The 21,873-nt window shown below is 61.1% G+C and carries 27 protein-coding genes; 20 read left to right on the top strand and 7 right to left on the bottom strand.

What is annotated here, in order from left to right; all coding sequences use genetic code 11:
• The first annotated feature begins 2 nt into the window (after positions 1-2).
• Positions 3-1,016 (top strand): P1 family peptidase, encoded by a 1,014-nt coding sequence (locus OHD58_RS16440; protein ID WP_263804496.1) that lies wholly within the window; start codon positions 3-5, stop codon positions 1,014-1,016.
• Between the two features lie 4 nt (positions 1,017-1,020).
• Here the strand turns inward: OHD58_RS16440 and OHD58_RS16435 are convergent, their stop codons facing one another.
• Positions 1,021-1,275, bottom strand: a complete 255-nt coding sequence (locus tag OHD58_RS16435) for a DUF2171 domain-containing protein (RefSeq protein ID WP_263804495.1) — start codon at positions 1,273-1,275, stop codon at positions 1,021-1,023.
• 138 nt (positions 1,276-1,413) lie between these two features.
• Here OHD58_RS16435 and OHD58_RS16430 point away from each other — a divergent pair, with 138 nt between their 5' ends.
• The 4 genes from OHD58_RS16430 (at position 1,414) to OHD58_RS16415 (ending at position 4,292) form a co-directional block, all read left to right on the top strand.
• On the top strand, positions 1,414-2,136 hold the full coding sequence (locus OHD58_RS16430) for a DUF2259 domain-containing protein (RefSeq protein ID WP_263804494.1): 723 nt from the start codon (positions 1,414-1,416) through the stop codon (positions 2,134-2,136).
• Between the two features lie 128 nt (positions 2,137-2,264).
• A complete protein-coding gene (locus tag OHD58_RS16425) occupies positions 2,265-2,678 on the top strand; it encodes a hypothetical protein (RefSeq protein WP_263804493.1) in 414 nt (137 codons plus the stop codon).
• A 60-nt stretch (positions 2,679-2,738) separates the two neighbouring features.
• The gene (gene purB, locus OHD58_RS16420; protein ID WP_263804492.1) at positions 2,739-4,046 is read left to right on the top strand and encodes an adenylosuccinate lyase; all 1,308 of its coding nucleotides are present in this window, start codon (positions 2,739-2,741) and stop codon (positions 4,044-4,046) included.
• A 63-nt stretch (positions 4,047-4,109) separates the two neighbouring features.
• Entirely contained in the window at positions 4,110-4,292 is a 183-nt protein-coding gene (locus OHD58_RS16415; protein ID WP_263804491.1) for a hypothetical protein, read from the top strand.
• A 59-nt stretch (positions 4,293-4,351) separates the two neighbouring features.
• Here the strand turns inward: OHD58_RS16415 and OHD58_RS16410 are convergent, their stop codons facing one another.
• Positions 4,352-5,170, bottom strand: coding sequence for a VOC family protein (locus OHD58_RS16410; protein ID WP_263804490.1), 819 nt, complete (start codon positions 5,168-5,170; stop codon positions 4,352-4,354).
• A gap of 198 nt (positions 5,171-5,368) precedes the next feature.
• Here OHD58_RS16410 and OHD58_RS16405 point away from each other — a divergent pair, with 198 nt between their 5' ends.
• Positions 5,369-5,917, top strand: coding sequence for an RBBP9/YdeN family alpha/beta hydrolase (locus OHD58_RS16405; protein ID WP_263804696.1), 549 nt, complete (start codon positions 5,369-5,371; stop codon positions 5,915-5,917).
• Here OHD58_RS16405 and OHD58_RS16400 read toward each other — a convergent pair.
• Both OHD58_RS16400 and OHD58_RS16395 read right to left on the bottom strand, forming a co-directional pair.
• Positions 5,914-6,699 carry an HpcH/HpaI aldolase family protein gene (locus OHD58_RS16400; protein ID WP_263804489.1) on the bottom strand — a complete coding sequence of 262 codons (786 nt, stop codon included), beginning with the start codon at positions 6,697-6,699 and terminating at the stop codon, positions 5,914-5,916. The genes OHD58_RS16405 and OHD58_RS16400 overlap by 4 nt on opposite strands.
• Positions 6,700-6,814: 115 nt before the next feature.
• Entirely contained in the window at positions 6,815-7,135 is a 321-nt protein-coding gene (locus OHD58_RS16395; RefSeq protein ID WP_263804488.1) for a DUF1476 domain-containing protein, read from the bottom strand.
• A 266-nt stretch (positions 7,136-7,401) separates the two neighbouring features.
• On the opposite strand from OHD58_RS16395, the gene purC reads away from it, so the two are divergent.
• The 6 genes from purC to OHD58_RS16365 all read left to right on the top strand — a co-directional run bounded on the left by purC (position 7,402) and on the right by OHD58_RS16365 (position 10,522).
• Positions 7,402-8,193, top strand: coding sequence for a phosphoribosylaminoimidazolesuccinocarboxamide synthase (purC, locus tag OHD58_RS16390; protein WP_263804487.1), 792 nt, complete (start codon positions 7,402-7,404; stop codon positions 8,191-8,193).
• A gap of 31 nt (positions 8,194-8,224) precedes the next feature.
• A complete protein-coding gene (gene purS / locus OHD58_RS16385) occupies positions 8,225-8,467 on the top strand; it encodes a phosphoribosylformylglycinamidine synthase subunit PurS (RefSeq protein WP_263804486.1) in 243 nt (80 codons plus the stop codon).
• A gap of 82 nt (positions 8,468-8,549) precedes the next feature.
• Positions 8,550-8,720 (top strand): hypothetical protein, encoded by a 171-nt coding sequence (locus OHD58_RS16380; protein WP_263804485.1) that lies wholly within the window; start codon positions 8,550-8,552, stop codon positions 8,718-8,720.
• A complete protein-coding gene (gene purQ, locus OHD58_RS16375) occupies positions 8,717-9,385 on the top strand; it encodes a phosphoribosylformylglycinamidine synthase subunit PurQ (RefSeq protein WP_263804484.1) in 669 nt (222 codons plus the stop codon). The genes OHD58_RS16380 and purQ overlap by 4 nt, the downstream gene beginning before the upstream one ends.
• Before the next feature lie 34 nt (positions 9,386-9,419).
• Complete coding sequence (locus tag OHD58_RS16370) at positions 9,420-10,085, top strand: glutathione S-transferase family protein (protein ID WP_263804483.1); 666 nt, start codon at positions 9,420-9,422, stop codon at positions 10,083-10,085.
• Positions 10,082-10,522, top strand: coding sequence for a hypothetical protein (locus tag OHD58_RS16365; protein WP_263804482.1), 441 nt, complete (start codon positions 10,082-10,084; stop codon positions 10,520-10,522). The genes OHD58_RS16370 and OHD58_RS16365 overlap by 4 nt, the downstream gene beginning before the upstream one ends.
• Positions 10,523-10,791: 269 nt before the next feature.
• On the opposite strand, the gene OHD58_RS16360 is transcribed toward OHD58_RS16365, so the two are convergent.
• Positions 10,792-11,031: a DUF1127 domain-containing protein gene (locus tag OHD58_RS16360; RefSeq protein WP_263804481.1), complete on the bottom strand. Its 240-nt coding sequence runs from the start codon at positions 11,029-11,031 to the stop codon at positions 10,792-10,794.
• A gap of 80 nt (positions 11,032-11,111) precedes the next feature.
• Between OHD58_RS16360 and OHD58_RS16355 the strand changes: the two genes are divergently transcribed.
• From OHD58_RS16355 to OHD58_RS16345, 3 genes are all read left to right on the top strand, one after another.
• The gene (locus tag OHD58_RS16355) at positions 11,112-12,530 is read left to right on the top strand and encodes a PLP-dependent aminotransferase family protein (RefSeq protein WP_263804480.1); all 1,419 of its coding nucleotides are present in this window, start codon (positions 11,112-11,114) and stop codon (positions 12,528-12,530) included.
• A gap of 107 nt (positions 12,531-12,637) precedes the next feature.
• The gene (gene purL, locus OHD58_RS16350) at positions 12,638-14,878 is read left to right on the top strand and encodes a phosphoribosylformylglycinamidine synthase subunit PurL (protein WP_263804479.1); all 2,241 of its coding nucleotides are present in this window, start codon (positions 12,638-12,640) and stop codon (positions 14,876-14,878) included.
• Positions 14,878-15,111: a BolA family transcriptional regulator gene (locus OHD58_RS16345; protein WP_263804478.1), complete on the top strand. Its 234-nt coding sequence runs from the start codon at positions 14,878-14,880 to the stop codon at positions 15,109-15,111. The genes purL and OHD58_RS16345 overlap by 1 nt, the downstream gene beginning before the upstream one ends.
• 40 nt (positions 15,112-15,151) lie before the next feature.
• On the opposite strand, the gene OHD58_RS16340 is transcribed toward OHD58_RS16345, so the two are convergent.
• Complete coding sequence (locus OHD58_RS16340; RefSeq protein ID WP_263804695.1) at positions 15,152-15,646, bottom strand: phosphodiester glycosidase family protein; 495 nt, start codon at positions 15,644-15,646, stop codon at positions 15,152-15,154.
• 436 nt (positions 15,647-16,082) lie between these two features.
• On the opposite strand from OHD58_RS16340, the gene grxD reads away from it, so the two are divergent.
• The gene (gene grxD, locus OHD58_RS16335; RefSeq protein WP_263804477.1) at positions 16,083-16,418 is read left to right on the top strand and encodes a Grx4 family monothiol glutaredoxin; all 336 of its coding nucleotides are present in this window, start codon (positions 16,083-16,085) and stop codon (positions 16,416-16,418) included.
• A 105-nt stretch (positions 16,419-16,523) separates the two neighbouring features.
• The gene (locus OHD58_RS16330; protein ID WP_263804476.1) at positions 16,524-17,771 is read left to right on the top strand and encodes a multidrug effflux MFS transporter; all 1,248 of its coding nucleotides are present in this window, start codon (positions 16,524-16,526) and stop codon (positions 17,769-17,771) included.
• Between the two features lie 34 nt (positions 17,772-17,805).
• On the opposite strand, the gene ttcA is transcribed toward OHD58_RS16330, so the two are convergent.
• Positions 17,806-18,708: a tRNA 2-thiocytidine(32) synthetase TtcA gene (gene ttcA, locus OHD58_RS16325; RefSeq protein WP_263804475.1), complete on the bottom strand. Its 903-nt coding sequence runs from the start codon at positions 18,706-18,708 to the stop codon at positions 17,806-17,808.
• A 131-nt stretch (positions 18,709-18,839) separates the two neighbouring features.
• On the opposite strand from ttcA, the gene OHD58_RS16320 reads away from it, so the two are divergent.
• The 3 genes from OHD58_RS16320 to OHD58_RS16310 all read left to right on the top strand — a co-directional run bounded on the left by OHD58_RS16320 (position 18,840) and on the right by OHD58_RS16310 (position 21,870).
• Positions 18,840-19,874: a glycosyltransferase family 2 protein gene (locus OHD58_RS16320; protein WP_263804474.1), complete on the top strand. Its 1,035-nt coding sequence runs from the start codon at positions 18,840-18,842 to the stop codon at positions 19,872-19,874.
• A complete protein-coding gene (locus OHD58_RS16315) occupies positions 19,871-20,275 on the top strand; it encodes a GtrA family protein (protein ID WP_263804473.1) in 405 nt (134 codons plus the stop codon). The genes OHD58_RS16320 and OHD58_RS16315 overlap by 4 nt, the downstream gene beginning before the upstream one ends.
• A gap of 380 nt (positions 20,276-20,655) precedes the next feature.
• Positions 20,656-21,870 (top strand): glycosyltransferase family protein, encoded by a 1,215-nt coding sequence (locus OHD58_RS16310; protein WP_263804472.1) that lies wholly within the window; start codon positions 20,656-20,658, stop codon positions 21,868-21,870.
• Positions 21,871-21,873: the final 3 nt, after the last annotated feature.

Below are 21,873 nucleotides of genomic sequence, written 5' to 3'. Positions count from 1 at the left end.
AAATGCCATTCCGTCCGGGACCGCGCAATCTGATCACCGACGTCGCCGGCTTGCGCGTCGGCAATGCCGACGACGCGAAGCTCAAATCCGGCGTCACCGTGGTCGTCTGCGAGGAACCGTCCGTCGCCGGCGTACAGGTTCTCGGCGGCGCGCCCGGCACCCGCGAGACCGACCTGCTCGAGCCGCACAATTCGGTCCAGGCGATCGACGCGCTGGTTCTGTCCGGCGGCTCCGCTTTCGGCCTCGATGCCGCTTCCGGCGTGCAGGCGGCGCTGCGCGAAAGAGGCGTCGGTTTCGAAGTGCGTGGCCTGCACATCCCGCTCGTCCCTGCGGCCATCCTGTTCGATCTTGCAAACGGCGGCAACAAGGACTGGGGCCGCTATCCGCCCTATCGCGAGCTGGGCTATGAAGCCGCGCAGACCGCGGCACACGACTTCGCCATCGGCACGGCGGGCGCCGGGACCGGCGCGCTTTCCGCCGGACTGAAAGGCGGCCTCGGTTCAGCCTCCACTAAACTCGACAGCGGCATCACCGTCGGCGCGCTGGTTGCGGCAAACCCGACAGGCACGGTCACCATCGGCCGCACCCGCAATTTCTGGGCGGCGCCGTTCGAAGTCGGCGACGAATTCGGCGGCCTCGGCCTTCCCTCGCCGTTCCCGGCCGATGCACAGGATATGTCGATCAAATATCGCGACCTGATGCGGGCCGGTGCAAACACCACCATCGCCGTCATTGCCACCGATGCGGTTTTGACCAAGGCTGCGGCCAAGCGGCTGGCCATCGCCGCCCACGACGGTTTCGTCCGCGCCATCTGGCCTACGCACACGCCGGTCGACGGTGATCTCGTCTTCGGGCTCGCGACCGGCAGGAGCGGCATCACGCCTTCTCCGGACACAACGGTCGACCTCTACGCAGCGGCCGGTGCCACCATGGCGCGTGCCATCGCCCGCGCCGTTTATGCTGCAACGCCTGCGGAAGGGGATCTGCTGCCGGTCTGGTCGGAGCGAGCGGGATGATGCTTCAGGTCGGGTCGGATTTTTCTTCCTCGAACATGACGGCGACATCCGAATTCGCCGACAGGCGGACCTTGTCGCCCTCGACCTCGGCGACCAGGCTGGCGGGAATGTAGTGATGGTGACCTCTGTGAGCCCCCTCACCGCTGTCTCTCTTGGTCAGCTTGATCCGGTCGCCCTCCATCCTGTCGACCGTCCCGAGATGAACGCCATCGGCACCGATCACTTCCATATGTTCACGAATCTTGCTGACGTCGCTCATGGCATTGCTCCTTTGAAGCCCTCCGCCACAACGGATAACACACGGTTTGGATGCATCGCGCATCGTTTGTCGCATGGCGCGACGCACGTGCCTTATCGTGATAGGTGACGGTGGATCATGATGCGCGAAGGGAAACCGATGAGAATCCTGTTTTTCATGACCCTGCTTGCGCAGGTTCTTTTCCTTTCGTCGGCGCGGGCCGGCGATGTCGCCGAACTCGAAATCCTCGGCTTCACCAAGGATGGCGGCGTCTTTGCCTTCGAGGAGTTCGGCATCCAGGACGGTTCGGGATTTCCTTACGCCAACCGCTATTACATCGACACCGCCACCGACAAGTTCCTGCCCGGCACGCCGATCCGGGTGCGGCTAGACGACGAGAACGCCTCCCTGGATTCGGTCCGCAAGCAGGCGCGCGACAAGGGCGAGGCGATCGTCGCACAAGCCGAACTCGATCGCGGCATAATGGCGGGGTTCAACCCGGTTACCGAATTGTCCGCGGATCCTTTTCGCATGGTCGTCAATCCCCGGCCCGTCTTCTACCCCATCGACAGTCCATTGGAGTTTCGCCTCGACGAGATCCCCTTGAACAATTTGCCGGGCATGGAAGTCTGCAACAGCCAGGGCGAGATCAAGGGATTCAGGCTGCTGAGGATCGAGGCGGTGGATGGCGGCCAGACCAGGCTGCTGCATGAGGACAAATCCATCCCGCAAAGCCGCGGCTGCCCACACGGCTACGCCATTGGCGGCGTGCAGACCTTTGCGATGGACGGCCTGTCGACCTTCGCCGTACTGATCTCGGTCCGGCAATATGGTTTTGAGGGACCTGACCATCGGTGGATCGCGGTGACGGGACGCCTGTGAAGCTGTCGGCTACAAAACCGGCCGAGGCAGCCAGACCTGCATTGGGGCGAGGCTTCGGCGCGCGCTTCGCACGGTCCTTGCCAAGCAGCGCCGAAATATTTGCAGGCGGCATCATATGGGCCATCGCAATGGCAACCAGCGCCACCGTTGGAATTCTGCTGCTGGACTGGGAAACCTCGGCAAAAATCGAAACAGTCGCCGTGCTCTATGGGCTCGGCGGCGCCTTGTCTTTTCCGGTCGGCCTGTTCGTGGCGCGCCTGCTTGCGTTGGGCCGATCGGCGGAAGTGGCCTTCGCCGCGGCGTTTCTCTCTCTCGCAACAGCCACAGTCGCGATCACCGGCCTGATCTTCGCTTTCGACTACCGCACCTACTATGCCGAATGGCATGCGGACACCGGCTCGATCACCTGGGTGTTCCAGCTTGTCTTCACCACGCTGGCGGCACTGTACCAATTCGCCGTACTCGGCGTGCGCCTGTTGTTTCCCATCGGCTTCGTCGCATTGTTCGCCGCCAGCATCTGGTTTGCGAGAATGCCGCGTTGAGCATTGTGCCCGCCTCTGTTAGGACGCCCTCATTCCGCTTCCTTCGAAACAGGACCTGACATGATCCCGCGCTATTCGCGGCCGGAAATGGTCGCTATCTGGTCTCCCGAGACGAAATTCCGCATCTGGTTCGAGATCGAGGCGCATGCCTGCGACGCGCTGGCCGAAATCGGCGTCATCCCGAAGGACGCGGCCAAAACCATCTGGGAAAAAGGCGGCGCGGCCACTTTCGATGTCGATCGGATCGACGAGATCGAAGCCGTCACCAAACACGACGTCATCGCCTTCCTGACCCATCTGGCGGAATTCGTCGGCCCCGACGCGCGCTTCATCCATCAGGGCATGACCTCGTCCGACGTGCTCGACACCTGCCTCAGTGTCCAGCTGGTGCGCGCGACGGACATCCTGCTCGCCGATCTCGACGGGCTGCTTGCGGCGCTGAAGAAACGCGCCTTCGAACACAAGGATACCGTCACCATCGGCCGCAGCCATGGCATCCATGCCGAACCAACGACGTTCGGCGTCAAGCTGGCGCTGGCCTATGCCGAATTCTCGCGTTGCCGCGAGCGGCTTGTGCATGCACGCGACGAGATTGCCACCTGCGCCATTTCGGGCGCTGTCGGAACCTTCGCCAACATCGATCCGCGCGTCGAGGAGCATGTCGCGGCAAAGCTCGGACTGAAGCCGGAGCCGGTGTCGACGCAAATTATCCCGCGCGACCGTCACGCCATGTATTTCGCCACGCTCGGCGTCGTCGCGTCGTCGGTCGAGCGGCTGGCGACCGAAATCCGGCATCTGCAGCGCACCGAGGTGCTGGAGGCCGAGGAATATTTCGCGCCGGGCCAGAAAGGCTCGTCGGCGATGCCGCACAAGCGCAACCCGGTGCTGACGGAAAATCTTACCGGGCTTGCCCGCATGGTCCGCGCCTTCGCCGTGCCGGCGATGGAGAACGTCGTGCTCTGGCACGAGCGCGACATTTCGCACTCGTCGGTCGAGCGCATGATCGCCCCGGATGCGACCATCACGCTCGATTTCGCGTTGGCGCGGCTGACGGGCGTCGTGGAAAAGCTGCTCGTCTACCCTGACAACATGCTGAAGAACATGAACAAGTTCCGCGGCCTCATCCATTCGCAGCGGGTTCTGCTGGCGCTCACCCAGGCCGGCGTGAGCCGCGAGGATTCCTACCGGCTGGTGCAACGAAATGCCATGAAAGTCTGGGAGCAAGGCGCTGATTTCCTTGAGGAACTGCTCGCCGACAAGGACGTACGCGCTGCTCTATCCGAAGCGGATATCCGCGAGAAATTCGACCTCGGCTACCACACCAAGCACGTCGACACGATCTTCAGGCGGGTTTTCGGCGAAGTCTAAGCTGCGGAACCTCGCCGCGCTGTCCGCGTTGTTGCCCGGGACTTGCATCATGGAGTGCAACAAATGGCGGACAACGACATGATTGTGGTGAATGGCGGCGGCAGCAGGGCGGGATGGTTTCTCGCCGGTGCGTTCGCCGCTGCGGCCATCGTCGCGGGCTTTCTCTATGCGGACGGTTATTTTGACCGCTCGACCGGTATCGAACTCAAGGTCGATACGTCGAAAATCGAAATCCCGCCGGAATAGTTCTGAGAGTTCCAGTCGCAAAAAGCCCGCGCTTCCCTGCCGCGGGCTTTTTGTTGTGTTCAGGCAGAAGCCTTCTTCGGCACGGTGCGGATCACCGTCCCCCAGGAATCCTGCACTTCTGCGGCCTTCTCGGCCAGCGACGATTGCATCTCGACCCAGGCAAGACCGGTACGGGCATCGTCACGAATACCGGCGCCGCGGCTGCGCCAGGAATTGGCACCGATATGGTGGTGATAACCGCCGGACGCGAGAAACGCCGCATCGGCGCCGTATTTCGCCATGGTCTCGAAGCCGAATTGCGCGTGCCACCATTGTTCAGCGGTAATCGGGTCGCCGACCCGCAGATGCACGTGACCGATGATGCTGTTATCCGGGGCGCCCTGCCAGCCCGCATCGCCCGCCGGCACTTCGCCGACGAGGTCGGGGATATCGAGCTTGTTCGTCGCCATGGCGATGGAGCCGCCATCTCGCGCCCAGCTTTCCTTCGGCCGGTCGGCATAGATTTCGATACCGTTGCCTTCCGGATCGGTCAGGTAGAGCGCTTCGCTCACCAGATGGTCCGAGGCTCCTTCGATCGGAATACGCTTCTCGATCGCATGTTTCACCCAGCGGCCCAGGTCGGCGCGGGTCGGCAAAAGGAATGCCGTGTGAAACAGCCCGGCGCTGCGCGGATCGTCCGGGCGTGCCGATGGGTCGCCCTCGATGTGCAGCAATGGCCGTTCGCCGGTTCCGAGCACGATCGACCCATTCGAGCGCGACAGTTCAGCCAATCCGACGACGTCGCGGTAATATTCGGCAAGCGCCTCGGCGTTCCTGGCCTTCAATCCGACCTGCGCCACGCTGATCGGCGTTGTCGCGGCAAACGGCAATTCACTCATGGACGACTCCGTTGGCGGCATGCGCGGGCTGTTCTTACGGAACCAGCCCGGCCGCGTTGTTTCGACATCTGACGTTTAGATCGGCCTGCGGAAAACAAAGCGCAAGCATCGAAACAGAGAACACGCTGTTCAACGGGAGCACCGGATCGCCGTGGATGGACGGTTGCATGAAGCAGCGACCGTGGCTACATGCGCGCCATGAAGGTCAAGGACGCAGATATCCTCATCGTTCCCGGCTACACCAACTCCGGCCCCGAACACTGGCAGACGCGCTGGCAGTCGAAATTGTCGACGGCGCGCCGCGTCGAACAGGCGGAATGGTCGAAACCGGTGCGCGAGGACTGGACCACCAACATCGTCGAGGCGGTCAATGCCGCGGAGCGTCCGGTCGTCCTCGTGGCGCACTCGCTCGGCGTTCCGGCAATGATCCACGGCATTCCTGAGTTCAGAACGTCGGTCGCGGGCGCGTTTCTGGTGGCGCCGCCGGACGTCGCAAATCCGGATATCCGGCCGCGTCACCTGATGACGTTCGGGCCTTATCCCCGGGATCCGCTGCCGTTTCCATCGATCACCATCGCCAGCCGTAACGATCCTTACTGCGCCTTCGAGGTGGCGGAGGATATCGCCGCCGCCTGGGGATCAAAGTTCATTGACGCCGGCGAGGCCGGGCACCTCAACGCGGAAGCAGGTTTTGGTCCCTGGCCGGAAGGCTCGATGACGTTCGCGCAGTTCCTGTCGCGACTTTAAGTTCCGGCTTTCGGCTTCAGCGACGCCCGGGCCGCCTCGATCAGGCTCTTCGCGCCGGTCGCGACAAGCTTGTGCTCCGACGCGATCGCCTGGAAATGGTAACCCATCTCGGCATAGCGCCCGGCAATATCCATGTCGTTGACGTACATGGCCGCGACCTTACCTGCCGCAAGCGTGCGCTTGGCTATATTCGCGACGGTTTCCATCATGTCCTCGAGCAGCGGATTGATCTCCGTGCCCTTTGTCCAAGCGATAGAAAAATCAGCCGGCCCAAGGAAAATCCCGTCTATACCCGGCGTATCGAGGATGCCGTCCAGCGAATCGAGCGCCTGACGCGTTTCCACCATGGCGAAGGCAACCGTCCTGCTGTTCGATTCGCGCAGCCAGTCCTGCATATCCTTGGCGCTGTTGCGCGGGAACGCATAGGTCGGTCCCCAGGAGCGCTCGCCGACCGGCGGATACTTCATGGCTGCCGCAAAGGCGCGCGCATCAGCAACCGAATTCACCATCGGGGCAATCACCGCCTCGGCGCCGAAATCAAGCGCGCGGCTCGCCATGTCGAAGCGTCCGACAGGTATCCTGACAACAGCGTGCTTCCCGGCCCTGAGCACAGGAACCAGCCCCCGAAGCACGCTGTCTTCGTGGTGGCCGCCATGCTGCATATCGAGCGTGACGGCATCGAACCCCTGGCCGGCCAGTATTTCGACGGTCAACGCATCGGGCACGCCCGACCAGGCGCTGAACAGAGTTTCGCCGGCATCAAGGCGTGCAAACAGGGACATCGGGCAAAATCCTGAAATCGAAGATAAGCCATTCAAACAGAAGCCGTTGGAACGGCAAGAAAAAACCGCCCGTATTGCGGGCGGTTCGGTAGGCTTCGATTGTACCAGTACCCAATCAGCCGTTTTTGACCTGCTCCACAGCCTGGGCCAGCAATTCTTCCATGGTGCGGCGAATCTGATGATCGGATTGCGCGACACCTGCAGCGTCGAAATCCTTGCGTACCTTGCGGAACACGTCGTCGTCGCCCGCTTCCTCAAAGTCGGAAACCACGACTTCCTTCGCATAGGCGTCGGCGTCAGCACCACTCTTGCCCAGCTTTTCTGCCGCCCAGAGGCCAAGCAGCTTGTTGCGGCGGGCAAAGGCCTTGAACTTCAGTTCCTCATCGAAGGCGAACTTGCGCTCGAATCCCTCTTCACGGTCTTTCATGTTGCTCATGGCTTCCTCCGGTGGTCGCCGAACTTCTCGGCATCAATATGGGCTCCCCTGCACAAACCAAAAGGCTGCCGCCCGGTCAATACGCGCAGTGAATTGTGCGGCGCGGCATTTCGGCCTGAAACGGTTGACGGCAGAGAATTGCGCATTGAGCAATCGTCCTTATTGCGGTAGACACCGCGCGTGAGAACCTCCGCCGCATTGCACTGCCGCGCAAGAAAAGGGACCGGTTGCTTGCCGCCTGCCCTTGAAACCAGAGAAAACAATCGATGAACCGTCGCCGCCGCATCTACGAAGGCAAGGCCAAGATCCTCTATGAGGGACCCGAGCCTGGCACCCTGATCCAGTTCTTCAAGGATGATGCCACTGCCTTCAACAAAAAGAAGCATGAAGTCGTCGACGGCAAAGGCGTGCTCAACAACCGTATTTCCGAGCACCTCTTCACCCATCTGAACCGGATGGGTATCCCGACCCATTTCATCCGCCGGCTCAACATGCGCGAGCAGCTGATCAAGGAAGTCGAGATCATCCCCCTCGAGGTGGTGGTGCGCAACATTGCAGCCGGTTCGCTGGCCAAGCGCCTCGGAATCGAGGAAGGCACCGTTCTGCCGCGCTCGATCATCGAATTTTACTACAAGGCCGACGCGCTCGACGATCCGATGGTTTCGGAAGAGCACATCACGGCATTCGGTTGGGCGAGCCCGCAGGAGATCGACGACGTGATGGCACTCGCCATTCGCGTCAACGACTTCCTCTCCGGCCTGTTCCTCGGCGTCGGCATCCAGCTCGTCGACTTCAAGATCGAGTGCGGCCGGCTGTTCGAAGGCGACATGATGCGCATCGTGGTTGCCGACGAGATTTCGCCGGATTCATGCCGGCTGTGGGACGTTGCGACCCAGGACAAACTCGACAAGGATCGCTTCCGCCGCGACATGGGCGGGCTTGTCGAAGCCTATCAGGAAGTTGCACGCCGGCTCGGCATCATGAATGAGAACGAGCCGCCGCGCCCGACCGGCCCGGTGCTGGTTTCTTCCGACAGCGGCAAGGGCAAGCCACATTAAAACAGCCACGAATTCAACAGGAACAGCCAACTTGATCAAGGCCCGCATCACCGTCACCCTGAAGAACGGCGTGCTCGACCCGCAGGGCAAGGCAATCGAACATGCGCTCGGCGGACTTGGTTTTGCCGGCATCGGCTCGGTCCGCCAGGGCAAGGTGTTCGATATAGAAGTCGACGGTTCCGATCGCGCCAAGGCGGAAACCGAGCTGAAAGCCATGTGCGACAAGCTTCTGGCGAACACCGTGATTGAGAATTATAGTGTAGCGATTATCTGAGGTTGTGCCGGGCACGATGCCGGAAGTCACGAACGAATTGATGTACGAACTGCTGAAGAAGGTCCATGGCGATCTTTCGGAGATGAAATTCGATCTTCAGGAACTGAAGAGGCGAATGACAGGCACTGAAGAAGCTTTGGCCGGCGTGAACCGCAGGCTCGACCGCCACGACGAACGCCTCGACCGCATTGAACGCCGCCTCGATCTGCGTGAACTTGCCGAACCTCAAAGGCCATTCGATTCAAAATCATGAAATCAGCCGTCGTCCTGCTCCCCGGCCTTAACCGCGACCGCGACATGATCGCGGCGTTGACCAAGATTTCCGGAATTCCGCCGGTCACCGTCTGGCAGACGGATACCGAAATTCCCGATGTGGACCTGATCGTCATCCCGGGCGGCTTCTCCTACGGAGATTATCTGCGCTGCGGCGCCATCGCCGCCCGCATGCCGGTGATGAAGGCGATTGCCGAAAAGGCCGACAAAGGCGTCCAGGTTATGGGCGTCTGCAATGGCTTCCAGATTCTGGTCGAAGCAGGGCTGCTGCCCGGCGCGCTGATGCGCAACGACCACCTGAAATTCGTCTGCCGCGAAGTGAAGCTGCGCGTTGAAAACACCAACACCTCCTTCACCAGGAAATATGCGCCGGGCCAGATCATCCGCTGCCCGGTCGCCCATCATGACGGCAATTACTTCGCGGATCCGGAAACGCTTGCCCGTCTCGAAGGCAACGGCCAGGTTGTCTTCCGCTACGCCGAGGGCAGCAATCCGAACGGCGCCATAGACGACATCGCAGGCATCATCAACGAGCGCGGCAATGTTCTCGGCCTGATGCCGCATCCGGAAAACCTGATCGAACCGGCACATGGCGGCATTGATGGCCGCGCCCTGTTCGAAAGCGCGCTCGGTATTGCTGCTTGAGCGAAAAATCATTGCTCCAACAGAAGGTTAGGCCATGAAGCTCTATTCACGGCCGTTGTCTCCCTATTCCTCGGTCGTGCGCGGTGTCGCCTACATCAAGGACGTGCCGCTGAAGATCATGACGCCGCCACCCGGTTTTCCTATCCCGGAAGAATTTCGCCGGATTTCACCGCTCAACCGCATTCCGGTGCTGATTACAGCCTCGGGCGTGACCATCGTCGAATCATCCGTCATCGTTGAATATCTGGAAGAACGGTTTCCCGAACCGCCGCTGTTGCCAGCCGACCCCAAGGACAAGGCACTGGTGCGCATGTTCACCCGGATCGCCGATCTGGATGTCCTCGCCCCGACGATGAAGCTGTTCGAACTCTATTCGGCGGCGGCGCGCGACAATGAATCCATCGAGGTGTATTTCGGCAAACTGCGCCACGGTCTGCGTGCCGCCGAAGCGCGCATGGCATTCGGACCATACGCTTTGGGCGACCAGCTTACGCTTGCCGACGCCTGGCTGACGCCGATCCGCTTCATCTTCAACAATTTTCGGCTGATGACCGGGCGAACCGATCTGCTGGACGCCTACCCGAAATTCAATGCCTACGAATCCATCGCGACGCAGCACCCGGCGCTGTCACGCGTCTGGGGCGAAATGGCCGACGGGCTGAAGGTTTTTCTTTCCGAATTCAGGACGGAACGTACATGACAATCGCCGCCATCGCCGATGCGTTCCTCAGCAATGCCCGTGTCGCCGTCCTTCTCGTGGCAGTAGCCGCCACGGCGGCGGGTTGCCAGTCGGGCAACAAAGCCGACAGCGCCGCGCCATCCGGCAAGAGCGCAGCGTTGCTCACCATGGAGCAGGTCGCGATTGCCGCGCACAAATGCTGGTTCGCCAGCAAGGACAAGGCATTCCGCCCTTACCGGTTCGCCAATGAACTCAATTCCATGAGCAGCCAGCCCCGCTTCCTGCTTGTGCCGGCAAAAAACTTCGGCGGACTGCCGGCACTGGTCGTCCAGGCTCGCGGCAACTCCAGCCAGGTCGAAATATTCGGGCCTCTGCTCTCCGACCCGCTCGGCGATCGCATTTCCACCGACATCAACCGCTGGCGCTCGGGCAACACGAGCTGCAGCGCGACCGCCTGACGCTAGGGTAGGCACCGACGTTCTGGTTATCGCCTGCTCAATGATCTCAATCGATCTGTCGCGATGGACCGCCTCGGCAGTCCGAGTTCCGACACCTGTTCGTCGGTAAGCTCCATGATCCCGCGGCGCGTGAGCTGCTTGTTCGGCAGCCTGTTCCACCAGTTTTGCAGGGTCGCTGGAATACCAACTATGTGGGCCAGCACTCCATCTCCGCGCGATTTTTCGTATCTGCCCATAGTTACTCCCAATCAGAAAGCGTTTGCCGCACTTCAATCGAAGATGGACCGGATGCCTTCGCGGTAAGCATCGGCACGCGTGATGCCGATGTCCTTCAACTGAGAGTCAGTGAGGTCAAGAAGCATATGCCGGCTGCGCCGCTTTTCGAGCAGCCTCTCCATCCCGCTGAACAACGCAGCGATGCGAGCCAGAAGCTTCCTCTCTCGCGGGTTCTTCTGCACCCCAGCGCGGGAGGCCGCACCTACAGAGGAAATTGTGTCTATTGCACTCATCGTCTTCTCCATGGAGACATTTTGCTGGTGCAATCATATGACTTGACTCGGAAATTGCATCAATATACCGAATTGTCACTATGACAAATTGGCTTCCAGATCTTCGCGAAGGCTCCGGCCCGCTCTACCTGCGGCTGGCGAACCGTATCGAAGACGACATCGGTTCAGGTGCTCTCCCATCGGGCGCCAAGCTACCGCCTCAACGCAACCTCGCGTTCGACATAGGGGTCACCATCGGCACGGTTGGCCGCGCCTATGCACTGGCGCGCGAGCGGGGATTGGTGAGTGGCGAAGTAGGACGCGGGACGTACATCCTCGCACGCGACGGACAGGTCGATGCGGAGGCGCAACCATCGGGTACCCGCCTGTCTGGTGCCTATAACATCGCCCCCTCGCCCGTCGGGAAATTGCGGATGGACAGCACCGCGGCACCGGATGTCGGTCAGGCGGCAGTCATCGAGAGGCTGAGCAGCCGCATCGCCCGCGAACATCCCGGCGAAATCGCCACATATACGCGCACCTGGCGCACATCGTGGATGGAAGCCGGCAGCCGCTGGCTTTCGAGCGGTGACTGGACGCCGGATCCGGCGTCGGTGGTGCCGACGCTCGGCGGACACGCGGCCCTCATCGCGATCATCGCGGCGGTGACCAACCCAGGCGACAAGGTCGCATTCGAACAGCTCACCTTCTCGTCCATCGCCAGAAGCACCAATCTCATCGGGCGGCGCAGCATAACAATCGATTCAGCCAGCGGTACAATCGACCCGGAGAGCTTCGAACGCCTTTGCGCCCAGCAGCACCCGAAAGTCGCTTTCCTGATGCCGACGATCCACAATCCGACGCTGACCATCATTCCGGAACAGGAGCGACGCGACATTGTCTCGATAGCGCGCAAGTACAATGTCTGGCTGATCGAAGACAACATCTACGGCAGCCTGCTCGATCACGGCCCTACCCCGCTGGCCGAACTTGCACCGGAACGCACCTTTCACGTCGGCAGCCTGTCAAAAACCGTGGCTGCTGGCGTACGTGGCGGCTGGGTCTCCTGCCCCGCCAATCTGGCCTCGCGCATCACCACATCGCATAAGATGGTCACCGGCGGCATGCCGTTCCTGCTTGCCGATTTGTCGGCCCGACTTGTCCTTTCCGGAGAAGCTGCCGCGATACGCACCAGGGTGAAGGCGGAGATTGCGATGCGCGAGGCGCTAGCGCGCCAGCATTTTGCCGGTCTCGATTTCACCTCGAATCCGGACATCCCTTTCCTGTGGATGAAATTGCCCGAACCCTGGCTGTCCGGCAATTTCAAGAAGGCAGGCGAGAACGAAGGCGTTTTGATCGAGGACGAGGACGAGTTCAAGTCAGGCCGCTCGGAACGCGCATTTCATCGCATTCGTGTCGCTTTTTCGGTGCCCGGGACGATGGCCGAAGTTGAAAGCGGCCTCATGGCGATCTGCCGCCTGCTCGACAGCGGTGGCATCGGTCACGATCCCTACACGTGACGTATTCGGCGGCGCCGAGGGTGTTTTTCCGTCTTTTGCCGGTGTAAACGGCGGCTTCTTGCGCTAAGTGAGCGCGAGCAGAACGCCAACGGAATCGACAGCCGCCGATGACCATTTCCAACTCCATTCCGATAACTCCCGATCTGATCGCGTCGCACGGCCTGAAGCCCGACGAATATCAGCGCATCCTCGATCTGATCGGGCGTGAACCGACATTCACCGAACTCGGCATCTTCTCGGCGATGTGGAACGAGCACTGCTCGTACAAATCGTCGAAGAAATGGCTGCGCACGCTGCCGACGACCGGGCCACAGGTCATCCAGGGGCCGGGTGAAAACGCCGGCGTGGTGGACATCGGCGACGGCGATTGCGTGGTATTCAAAATGGAGAGCCACAACCACCCCTCCTACATCGAGCCGTATCAGGGTGCCGCGACCGGCGTCGGCGGTATCCTGCGCGACGTCTTCACCATGGGCGCGCGGCCGGTAGCGGCGATGAACGCGCTACGCTTCGGCGCTCCGGATCATCCGAAAACCCGCCATCTCGTTGCCGGCGTTGTCGCCGGCGTCGGCGGTTACGGCAATTCGTTCGGCGTACCGACCGTCGGCGGCGAGGTGAATTTCGACGCCCGCTACAACGGCAACATTCTGGTCAACGCATTTGCCGCAGGCCTAGCGAAGAGCAACGCCATTTTCCTGTCGCAAGCCAAGGGCGTTGGCCTGCCCGTTGTCTATCTCGGCGCCAAGACGGGCCGCGACGGCGTCGGCGGCGCAACCATGGCTTCCGCCGAGTTCGACGACAAGATCGACGAGAAACGGCCGACCGTGCAGGTCGGTGATCCGTTCACCGAAAAATGCCTGCTCGAAGCCTGCCTCGAACTGATGGCGTCGGGAGCGGTGATCGCCATCCAGGACATGGGTGCTGCCGGCCTTACCTGCTCGGCGGTCGAGATGGGCGCCAAAGGCGATCTCGGCATCGAACTCGACCTCGACAAGGTGCCGGTGCGTGAAGAGCGCATGTCGGCCTACGAGATGATGCTTTCGGAAAGCCAGGAACGCATGCTGATGGTGCTGCGTCCCGAAAAGGAGGCCGAAGCAGAGGCAATTTTCAAGAAATGGGGGCTCGATTTCGCGATCGTCGGCAAAACCACCGACGATCTGCGGTTCCGCATCCTCCATCAGGGCGATGAAGTGGCCAATCTGCCGATCAAGGATCTGGGCGACCAGGCACCGGAATATGACCGGCCATGGGTCGAACCCAAGAAGCCTGTCCCGCTAGCCGCGTCGGACGTTCCGCAGGCCGATATCGCCGACGCCTTGCTGAAAATGCTCGGCGGGCCGGATCTCTCCAGCCGCCGCTGGGTGTGGGAACAATACGACACGCTGATCCAGGGCAACTCGTTGCAGATTCCGGGCGGAGACGCAGGCGTGGTGCGGGTCGACGGCCATGCGACCAAAGCGCTCGCCTTCTCCTCCGACGTCACGCCGCGCTACTGCGAGGCCGATCCTTACGAAGGCGGCAAGCAGGCGGTCGCGGAATGCTGGCGCAACCTGACCGCCACCGGCGCGGAACCGCTGGCAGCCACCGACAACCTCAATTTCGGCAATCCGGAGCGACCCGAGATCATGGGGCAGTTGGTCGGCGCGGTGAAAGGCATCGGCGAAGCCTGTCGGGCGCTCGGTTTCCCGATCGTCTCGGGCAACGTTTCGCTCTACAACGAAACCAACGGCCAGGGCATCCTGCCCACCCCGACCATCGGCGGCGTCGGCCTGATCCGTGACTGGTCGAAAATGGCGCGCCTCGGCTTTGCCGGCGAAGGCGAGATCATTCTGCTGTTCGGCGCACCGGACTGGTGGGGCACGCATCTCGGGCAATCGATCTTTATGCGCGACATCCATGGCCGTGCCGACGGCCCGCCACCACCGGTCGACCTGGCGCATGAGAAGAAGGTCGGCGATTTCGTCCGCGGCTTGATCCAAGAGGGAACCGCTACGGCGGTGCACGACGTTTCCGACGGCGGATTGGCCGTTGCCCTTGCCGAAATGGCGATGGCTTCCGGAATCGGCGCCAAGGTCAACCAGTTGGAATCCGGCGACCCGATCCCGCAATTCTTTGGCGAGGATCAGGGGCGCTACGTCGTCACCGTCAAGGATTTCCCGGATCTCGAGGATTTTGCGCGGTTCATGGCCCGCATCAAGGAAGCCGAAATCTTCGCGCCCTGGATAGGCACCACCGGCGGCAGTGAATTGAAACTCGGCAATGCGCGTGCGATAGCTATTTCCGAATTGAGGGCCGCCCACGAATCCTGGTTCCCTCGTTTCATGGGAACTGACGGAGAAATCTTTTAATGGCGATGGATGCCCACGATATAGAAAAGCTCATCAAGGAAGGCATTCCCGACGCCAAGGTCACGATTCGGGACCTCGCCGGCGACGGCGACCATTATGCCGCGGAAGTCGTGGCGGAAAGCTTTCGCGGCAAGACGCGTGTCCAGCAGCACCAGATGGTCTACGACGCCTTGAAAGGCAACATGGGCGGCGTGCTGCACGCGCTCGCGCTCCAGACGAGCGCGCCAGAGTAGTCCCCCCGTATCGTCTGTTGGTGGTCTCGCCGAGACCAGCTCAAGGTTTTGCCGAAACGGCGATGATGGGACCGGCGGGAAATTCGCCGCCGATGACCATCTTCCTGCCGTTTGAAAGGGCGGAGATCGCGCCGTCGAAGAACAGCGCATTGCGGCAGCCCAGCGCATCGCGAAACAACCGGGCGAAGCTGCCAAGGCTCACTTCGGAGCGGGAAATCGCCAGCACCACGGTATGCGCGTCACGCACCCCGACGCCATTGCGGATGAATCGTGATGTGCCGTTTTGCTCGAAGCGGGGGTGAATATGACCATCGATGACCAGCATTGGGCCCGATTGGGTCGCCAGTCGAACTTCCGGCTTCGTCGCTGCGAAAGCCGTCGTTTCAATAACGCCCGCGCTTCCGTCGTTGCCGATGAAAAAGACGCCGTTGGGCTTCAGGAAAAAATTGCCCTCACCGTCGGCGAGGTTCAACGGCGATTGCAGACGGCCATCGCTGACGTAGAGACCGACAGGCGTCAGATCCTCATGGTACATGCCCGCGTTCATGGCCAGCATGATTGGCGTGTCGCGCTTGGCGACTGCTGCGTCGAATGCCGGCAGCGAACCGAACGGCTTTCCGTCGATATCCCTCAGGAACAGGTCGACGCGATCGGAAGCTGTATCGACTTCGCACACGACATAAGCCACCGCTTCGAAATCAAGCTCGCGACATTGTGATGGCAATTCGGGAGCCGGTCCGTCTGCCGTATTCGGTGGCAATGTGAGCCACCAAACGCCCCCCGCAGCCGCCATCGACAGGCCAACAAGTGCCAAAGTCCAATTTGATCGACTCAAACCCACCGACATCCTTGCCTGTTATCACCTATGGAACGTGGTACCGCGAACCGGCATGTCTTGTTTCGGGTCGCCATTGGGTTTATTTGAATGTCATGTTCCCGACCTGACTCCCACAGGCGCGAAAGGATTTCACGTGAGCGGTATCAACGACTACATCGACAGCGAAGTGAAGAGCCAGGACGTAGTGCTCTTCATGAAGGGCACGCCCGGCTTTCCGCAATGCGGCTTTTCCGGCCAGGTTGTACAGATTCTCGATTATCTCGGCGTCGACTACAAGGGTGTGAACGTGCTCACCTCCAACGAGCTGCGCCAGGGCATCAAGGAATATTCCAACTGGCCGACGATCCCGCAATTGTATGTTAAGGGCGAGTTCGTTGGCGGCTGCGACATCATCCGCGAGATGTTCCAGGCTGGCGAGCTTAAAACCCTCCTCGCCGAAAAGGGTATCGCCGCCAAGGTCGATTCCTGATTAGCCAACAGAAACAATAGATTCCGGAGATTTCCGGAGTCGTTTTTCGAACAATGCGCCGGCTCGCCGGCGCGTTTTGTTTTAGCAATAGCCGCGAGCAATGTGATGGATCAGCAGAAAGCCCCGGAGGCAACGGTACCGTTGCTGCCAATTCCACGCTGGGAATTCATCGCGCTGACCGCGGCGCTGATGGCGCTCAACGCTTTGGCCATCGACATCATGCTGCCGGGGCTCCAGCAGATCGGCGCCAGCCTGGGGGTCGAGAACGAAAACCATCGCCAGTACGTGATCACCGCCTACATTTCGGGTTTTGGCCTGGCGCAGCTCGCCTATGGACCGATCTCCGATCGATTCGGCCGCCGCACGCCGTTGCTGGCCGGTCTGGCAATCTATGTGATTGCTGCGTTTGCAGCATCCTATGCGCCCAGTTTCACCACGCTGCTGATGCTTCGCTTCGTGCAGGGCATCGGCGCGGCAGCAACTCGCGTCATCGCCGTGTCAATCATTCGCGACGTTTTCGGCGGCCGCGCGATGGCGGAAATCATGTCACTGGTCTTCATGGTCTTCATGGTGATTCCGGTGATCGCGCCGGGCATCGGCCAACTCGTGATGCTGTTTTCCGAATGGCACATGATCTTCACCTTCATGGCAGCCATCGCGCTTGCCGTCACCGTCTGGACGGCGATGCGGCTGCCCGAAACCCTTCACCCGGAGTACCGGCGGCCATTCACCCTTGGCTCGATCCTCGGCGGCTTCCGCATCGTGCTGACCAACCGGGTATCGCTCTGCTACACGCTGGCAACGATGATCGTGTTCGGCGCGCTGTTCGGCTTCATCAACTCGGCGCAGCAGATCTATGTCGGCATCTATAGACTGGGTGTGTGGTTTCCGGTCATTTTCGCGGTGGTCGCGGGCATGATGGCGCTGTCTTCCTTCGCCAACTCGCAGCTTGTGGGCCGGTTCGGTATGCGGCGGCTTTCACACGGCGCGCTGATCGGCTTCATGACGGTAACCTGCATTCTTTTCGCAGTGTCGCTGCTTGGACCGGTGCCACTGCCGGTGTTTCTCGGCCTTTTCACGCTGGCCATGCTGCAATTCGGCTGGATCGGCTCCAATTTCAACTCGATTGCCATGGAGCCGCTCGGCCACGTCGCCGGCACGGCTTCTTCCGTCATCGGCTTTCTGCAGACCATCGGCGGCGGGATAATCGGCGCCAGCATCGGCCAGGCCTTCGATGGCACGGTCACACCGCTCGCCGCCGGCTTCTGCACGGTTTCTGTGCTGGGCCTTGTGATCGTGCTGATTGCCGAGCGGGGGAAACTTTTCCAGCCGCACAGCAAGCCCCTGCCCTGAGTTCGGAGCTGGCGGGTTCCGTCAGCCTTGCCGGTCAGGGCGCCCGCCGTACTTCGGCGGGCTGGGCCTGCAGGGCATTCAGCCCGGCAAAGTCGAAGAGGTTTCGATCGAGAAGCTGCGATGCGCGCACATTCGCCATTGCACGGATCATCGTGTCCTTCCGGCCGGGCATGCGCCGCTCGATGTCTTCCAGCATGGCCTTCATGGCGTTGCGCTGCAATCCCTCCTGGCTGCCGCAGAGATCGCAGGGAATGATCGGAAACCGCATGATCTCGGCGAATTTGGCCAGGTCCGCCTCGGCGCAATAGCTAAGCGGCCGGAGGACCATCACGTCGCCATCGTCATTGAGGAGCTTGGCAGGCATCGCCGAAAGCCGGCCGCCGTGGAAGAGGTTCATGAAGAACGTCTCGAGGATGTCTTCACGGTGATGTCCGAGCACCAGCGACGAACAGCCCTCCTCCCGCGCGATGCGGTAAAGATGGCCGCGGCGCAACCGCGAGCATAACGAACAATAGGTCTTGCCTTCCGCAATCTTGTCGACGACCACCGAATAGGTGTCCTGATATTCGATCCGGTGGGCGATGCCGTGTTTGTCCAGGAAATCCGGCAGGACATGTTTCGGGAAATTCGGCTGACCCTGGTCGAGATTGCAGACCAGCAGATCGACTGGCAAAAGCCCTCGCCACTTGAGGTCGAGCAGGATCGCCAGCAGACCATAGGAATCCTTGCCGCCCGACAGCGCTACCAGCCAGCGGTCGCCGGGCTGCAGCATAGCGAAGTCGTCGATCGCCTGGCGCGTCAGTCTCAGCAGGCGCTTGCGCAGCTTGCTGGGCTCGACCGAGACGGGGAAATCGCGAAACAGCGAGAAATCCGCACCTTCGGAGGCCGCGTGCTCGGCCAGCGGTTCGAATGCCGGCGCTGGTGACTGAATATTCATCTCGACCTCGTTCCGCTCGATGACGGAAGCATTCCCATATCGTGTTCGCCGCCTACGTGATGCTTGTCACGGCGAGCGACATACCGCTAATAGCCTATCCGAGCTTCGGATGAACCGTTTGAGGTTGGCATTTGCGCGAAAATTTGAAGATTTCGGTCATCGTCCCCGTCGTCAACGAACAGGACACGATCGCGCTGTTCGTAGAGACCTGCGTGCCGATGCTGGAATCCGTGTGCCGCGACCAGCTCAAAACCGGCAGCTACGAAATCATCTTCATCGACGACGGCAGCATCGACGCCACGCGGCTTGCCATCATTGCCGCCGCAAAAGCCAACCCTTCGATCAAGCTTGTCCGCTTCTCGAGGAATTTCGGCAAGGAAGCGGCTCTCGCGGCCGGCTTCCGGCACGCGACCGGCGATGCCGTCATTCCGATGGATGTCGATCTCCAGGATCCGCCGGACGTGGTGCCGCGCATGGTGGAGAAGTGGCTTGAAGGCGCCGAGATCGTCAACGCGATCCGGCGTCGCCGCGATACCGACACCGCGGTCAAGCGATTCACGGCGCGGCTGTTCTACAAACTCTACAACAAGATCGCCGACATCCCGATCAAGGCCGACGTCGGCGATTTCCGCTTGCTCGACCGCGCCGTCGTCGAGGCCCTGAACGAGCTTTCGGAAGGTTCGCGATTCACCAAGGCGCTCTATTCCTGGGTCGGATACCGCAACGTCGACATCGAATATGACCGGGCGGGCCGTTCTGGCGGCGACAGCAAATGGCCTTATCGCCGGCTGATACGCTTTGCACTGGACGGGTTGATCGGCTCGACGACCGCGCCGTTGCGTGTCTGGAGTTATCTCGGCCTGCTGATCGGCTTTGGTGCCTTTGTCTATGCCGCTGTCGTCATTGTCAAAACGGCGGTGTTTGGCGTCGATGTCCCTGGTTATGCTTCGACACTCGTCACCGTGCTGCTTCTCGGCGGGCTGAACCTGCTGTCGCTCGGCATCATGGGCGAATACATCGGCCGCATGTCGCAAGAAGTGCGCAACCGGCCCCTTTATGTCGTCCGCGAGACGCATGGACTGGGGGATGATGACCAAACCGCCCGGCAGCCGGCAAGGATCGCCCCGGCCAAACCTGCTCGCCCCGCATCAGTGAAACGCAAATGACCGATGGGCCGGCAGGGCGGCCGCTCGTCTCGAAAATGCTGCGCTTCGGGGTTGTCGGCATCGCCAACAGTCTCATCGACCTGGCGATCTTTTCGGCGCTGTTGTGGTTCGCAGTCACGCCGCTGCTCGCGAACCTCCTGGCATGGTTGGGGGCCGTCTGCTTTTCGTATGTCGCCAATTCGCGATGGTCGTTCGAGCGCGCGGGGAACCTGGGCAATCGCCGGTCCGTTTTCCGATTCTTCGTGCTGGGCGCCATCATCACGCTCGGCGTTTCGAGCGGCGCCATCGTTGCGCTGGGTGGGCTGATCGGTGTCTTGCCGGCAAAGATTGTCGGGCTCATCGTGGCGGCGGTGGCCAACTTTCTCGCCGCCCGCTGGTCCATCGAGGATCGCCTCCTCTGAGATCACATTCATTGCGGGCAGCTTTCGTAGGCAACATCGTTCAAGGAACTAGTCTAGGCAGCCAGCCAGCCGTGGGCTAAGGTCGCCAGCTTGCACAGCAGAGGCGTCTCCGACGTGGCGCCCGTAGATCAAGGAAGCCTTGCTGCATGACGACCGGGATGGCGCCGTATTTCGGATCCGGGACATCAAGGATGAAGCGCAACGTACGAAGCCGGCCGGTGAATAACGCCGGGTCGCCCGGTCCGCGATGCTGACATAACGATGTTTTCTTTCCATGCAAAATCGCGTTCGAAACGGTGGGCTTTTCTATTGTCTGAATGTATGGCTTCCAGCCCGATTCCAGGCTCAGGCCCGGCGCTGAAACTGAGGTTGATCTGGCCATGATGCGGCGCTTCGAACATGCCCGAATCCTGATGTACAGCCACGATACGTTCGGGCTAGGTCATTTGCGGCGCTGCCGGACCATCGCCCACTCGCTGGTCGAGGATTATCGCGGGCTCAATATCCTCATCATTTCCGGCGCGACGATCGCCGGTGCGTTCGACTACCGGGCGCGCGTCGACTTCGTCAAAATTCCCAGCGTCATCAAACTGCGCAACGGTGAATACACGTCGCTCGAACGGCATATCGATGTGCACGAGACTTTGAAGATGCGCCAATCGATCATCCGCCACACCGCGGAAACCTTCCAGCCGGACATCTTCATCGTCGACAAGGAGCCGCTCGGTTTGCGGGGAGAAGCCGAGGAAACCCTCTCCTACTTGAAGACCCGCGGAACGACGCTGGTCCTCGGCCTGCGCGAAGTCATGGATGCGCCCCATCTGCTCGAGGAAGAGTGGAAAAGGAGCGACGTGATGCGCAAGATGGGCTCCTTCTACGACATGATATGGGCCTACGGACCGCCCGAATTCTATGATCCGCTGACCGGGCTCGATGTACCGGCATCCGTCCGCGCGAAGATGAAGTTCGTGGGTTTCCTGCAGCGAAGCCTTCCGCACGACGAGACGCCAGGGCACCGCCCGCAAGGCGACTACATACTGGTGACAACCGGCGGCGGCGGCGATGGCGCCGACCTGATCCACAACGTGATCCACGCCTATCAGCAGGATCCGGAATTGCAGCACAAGGCGCTGGTCGTACTTGGGCCCTATATGCCGGCAAAGAAGCGCAACAAGCTGATCAAGAAGGGCGCGCAGATACCCCAGATCGAGATCATCGAATTCGATAACCGGATGGAAGACCTGATCGCCGGCGCTAAGGCGGTCGTGGCGATGGGCGGCTACAACACCTATTGCGAGATACTCTCATTCGACAAGCCGGCGCTGATCGTGCCGCGCGTAAAGCCGCGCGAGGAACAACTGATCCGGGCCCGCCGCGCCGCCGAACTCGGGCTTGTCGAGATGCTGCTGCCGGAGGAGGCGGAAGACGCGCCGCGCTTTGCCGAGGCCCTGAAGGCTCTCCCGGACCGGCCCCGCCCTTCGCAGAGCAATCCGGAGCTGCGGCTGGAAGGTCTGGCAAACATTTCCGAAATCGTCGGCGACTGGCTGGATCAGCGCGCGCATCCCCATCTCTCCGTTGTTGACGGCAAGAGCTGAAGC

Origin of the sequence: Mesorhizobium sp. ZC-5 (genome assembly GCF_025753855.1) — a bacterium.
GTDB lineage: Bacteria > Pseudomonadota > Alphaproteobacteria > Rhizobiales > Rhizobiaceae > Neomesorhizobium.
This window is presented reverse-complemented; position numbering and strand designations above follow the sequence as displayed.

Coding starts and splice junctions, on each gene's coding strand:
- OHD58_RS16405 (WP_263804696.1), top strand. CDS start 5,369: ATGAAGGTCAAGGACGCAGATATCCTCATCGTTCCCGGCTACACCAAC.
- purB (WP_263804492.1), top strand. CDS start 2,739: ATGATCCCGCGCTATTCGCGGCCGGAAATGGTCGCTATCTGGTCTCCC.
- OHD58_RS16415 (WP_263804491.1), top strand. CDS start 4,110: ATGGCGGACAACGACATGATTGTGGTGAATGGCGGCGGCAGCAGGGCG.
- OHD58_RS16360 (WP_263804481.1), bottom strand. CDS start 11,031: ATGAGTGCAATAGACACAATTTCCTCTGTAGGTGCGGCCTCCCGCGCT.
- OHD58_RS16330 (WP_263804476.1), top strand. CDS start 16,524: ATGGATCAGCAGAAAGCCCCGGAGGCAACGGTACCGTTGCTGCCAATT.
- OHD58_RS16315 (WP_263804473.1), top strand. CDS start 19,871: ATGACCGATGGGCCGGCAGGGCGGCCGCTCGTCTCGAAAATGCTGCGC.
- purQ (WP_263804484.1), top strand. CDS start 8,717: ATGAAATCAGCCGTCGTCCTGCTCCCCGGCCTTAACCGCGACCGCGAC.
- OHD58_RS16355 (WP_263804480.1), top strand. CDS start 11,112: ATGACAAATTGGCTTCCAGATCTTCGCGAAGGCTCCGGCCCGCTCTAC.
- OHD58_RS16400 (WP_263804489.1), bottom strand. CDS start 6,699: ATGTCCCTGTTTGCACGCCTTGATGCCGGCGAAACTCTGTTCAGCGCC.
- OHD58_RS16380 (WP_263804485.1), top strand. CDS start 8,550: ATGAAATTCGATCTTCAGGAACTGAAGAGGCGAATGACAGGCACTGAA.
- OHD58_RS16345 (WP_263804478.1), top strand. CDS start 14,878: ATGGCGATGGATGCCCACGATATAGAAAAGCTCATCAAGGAAGGCATT.
- OHD58_RS16340 (WP_263804695.1), bottom strand. CDS start 15,646: ATGTACCATGAGGATCTGACGCCTGTCGGTCTCTACGTCAGCGATGGC.
- OHD58_RS16425 (WP_263804493.1), top strand. CDS start 2,265: ATGGCAACCAGCGCCACCGTTGGAATTCTGCTGCTGGACTGGGAAACC.
- OHD58_RS16440 (WP_263804496.1), top strand. CDS start 3: ATGCCATTCCGTCCGGGACCGCGCAATCTGATCACCGACGTCGCCGGC.
- OHD58_RS16365 (WP_263804482.1), top strand. CDS start 10,082: ATGACAATCGCCGCCATCGCCGATGCGTTCCTCAGCAATGCCCGTGTC.
- OHD58_RS16435 (WP_263804495.1), bottom strand. CDS start 1,275: ATGAGCGACGTCAGCAAGATTCGTGAACATATGGAAGTGATCGGTGCC.
- purC (WP_263804487.1), top strand. CDS start 7,402: ATGAACCGTCGCCGCCGCATCTACGAAGGCAAGGCCAAGATCCTCTAT.
- ttcA (WP_263804475.1), bottom strand. CDS start 18,708: ATGAATATTCAGTCACCAGCGCCGGCATTCGAACCGCTGGCCGAGCAC.
- OHD58_RS16370 (WP_263804483.1), top strand. CDS start 9,420: ATGAAGCTCTATTCACGGCCGTTGTCTCCCTATTCCTCGGTCGTGCGC.
- purL (WP_263804479.1), top strand. CDS start 12,638: ATGACCATTTCCAACTCCATTCCGATAACTCCCGATCTGATCGCGTCG.
- OHD58_RS16395 (WP_263804488.1), bottom strand. CDS start 7,135: ATGAGCAACATGAAAGACCGTGAAGAGGGATTCGAGCGCAAGTTCGCC.
- OHD58_RS16410 (WP_263804490.1), bottom strand. CDS start 5,170: ATGAGTGAATTGCCGTTTGCCGCGACAACGCCGATCAGCGTGGCGCAG.
- OHD58_RS16310 (WP_263804472.1), top strand. CDS start 20,656: ATGATGCGGCGCTTCGAACATGCCCGAATCCTGATGTACAGCCACGAT.
- OHD58_RS16430 (WP_263804494.1), top strand. CDS start 1,414: ATGAGAATCCTGTTTTTCATGACCCTGCTTGCGCAGGTTCTTTTCCTT.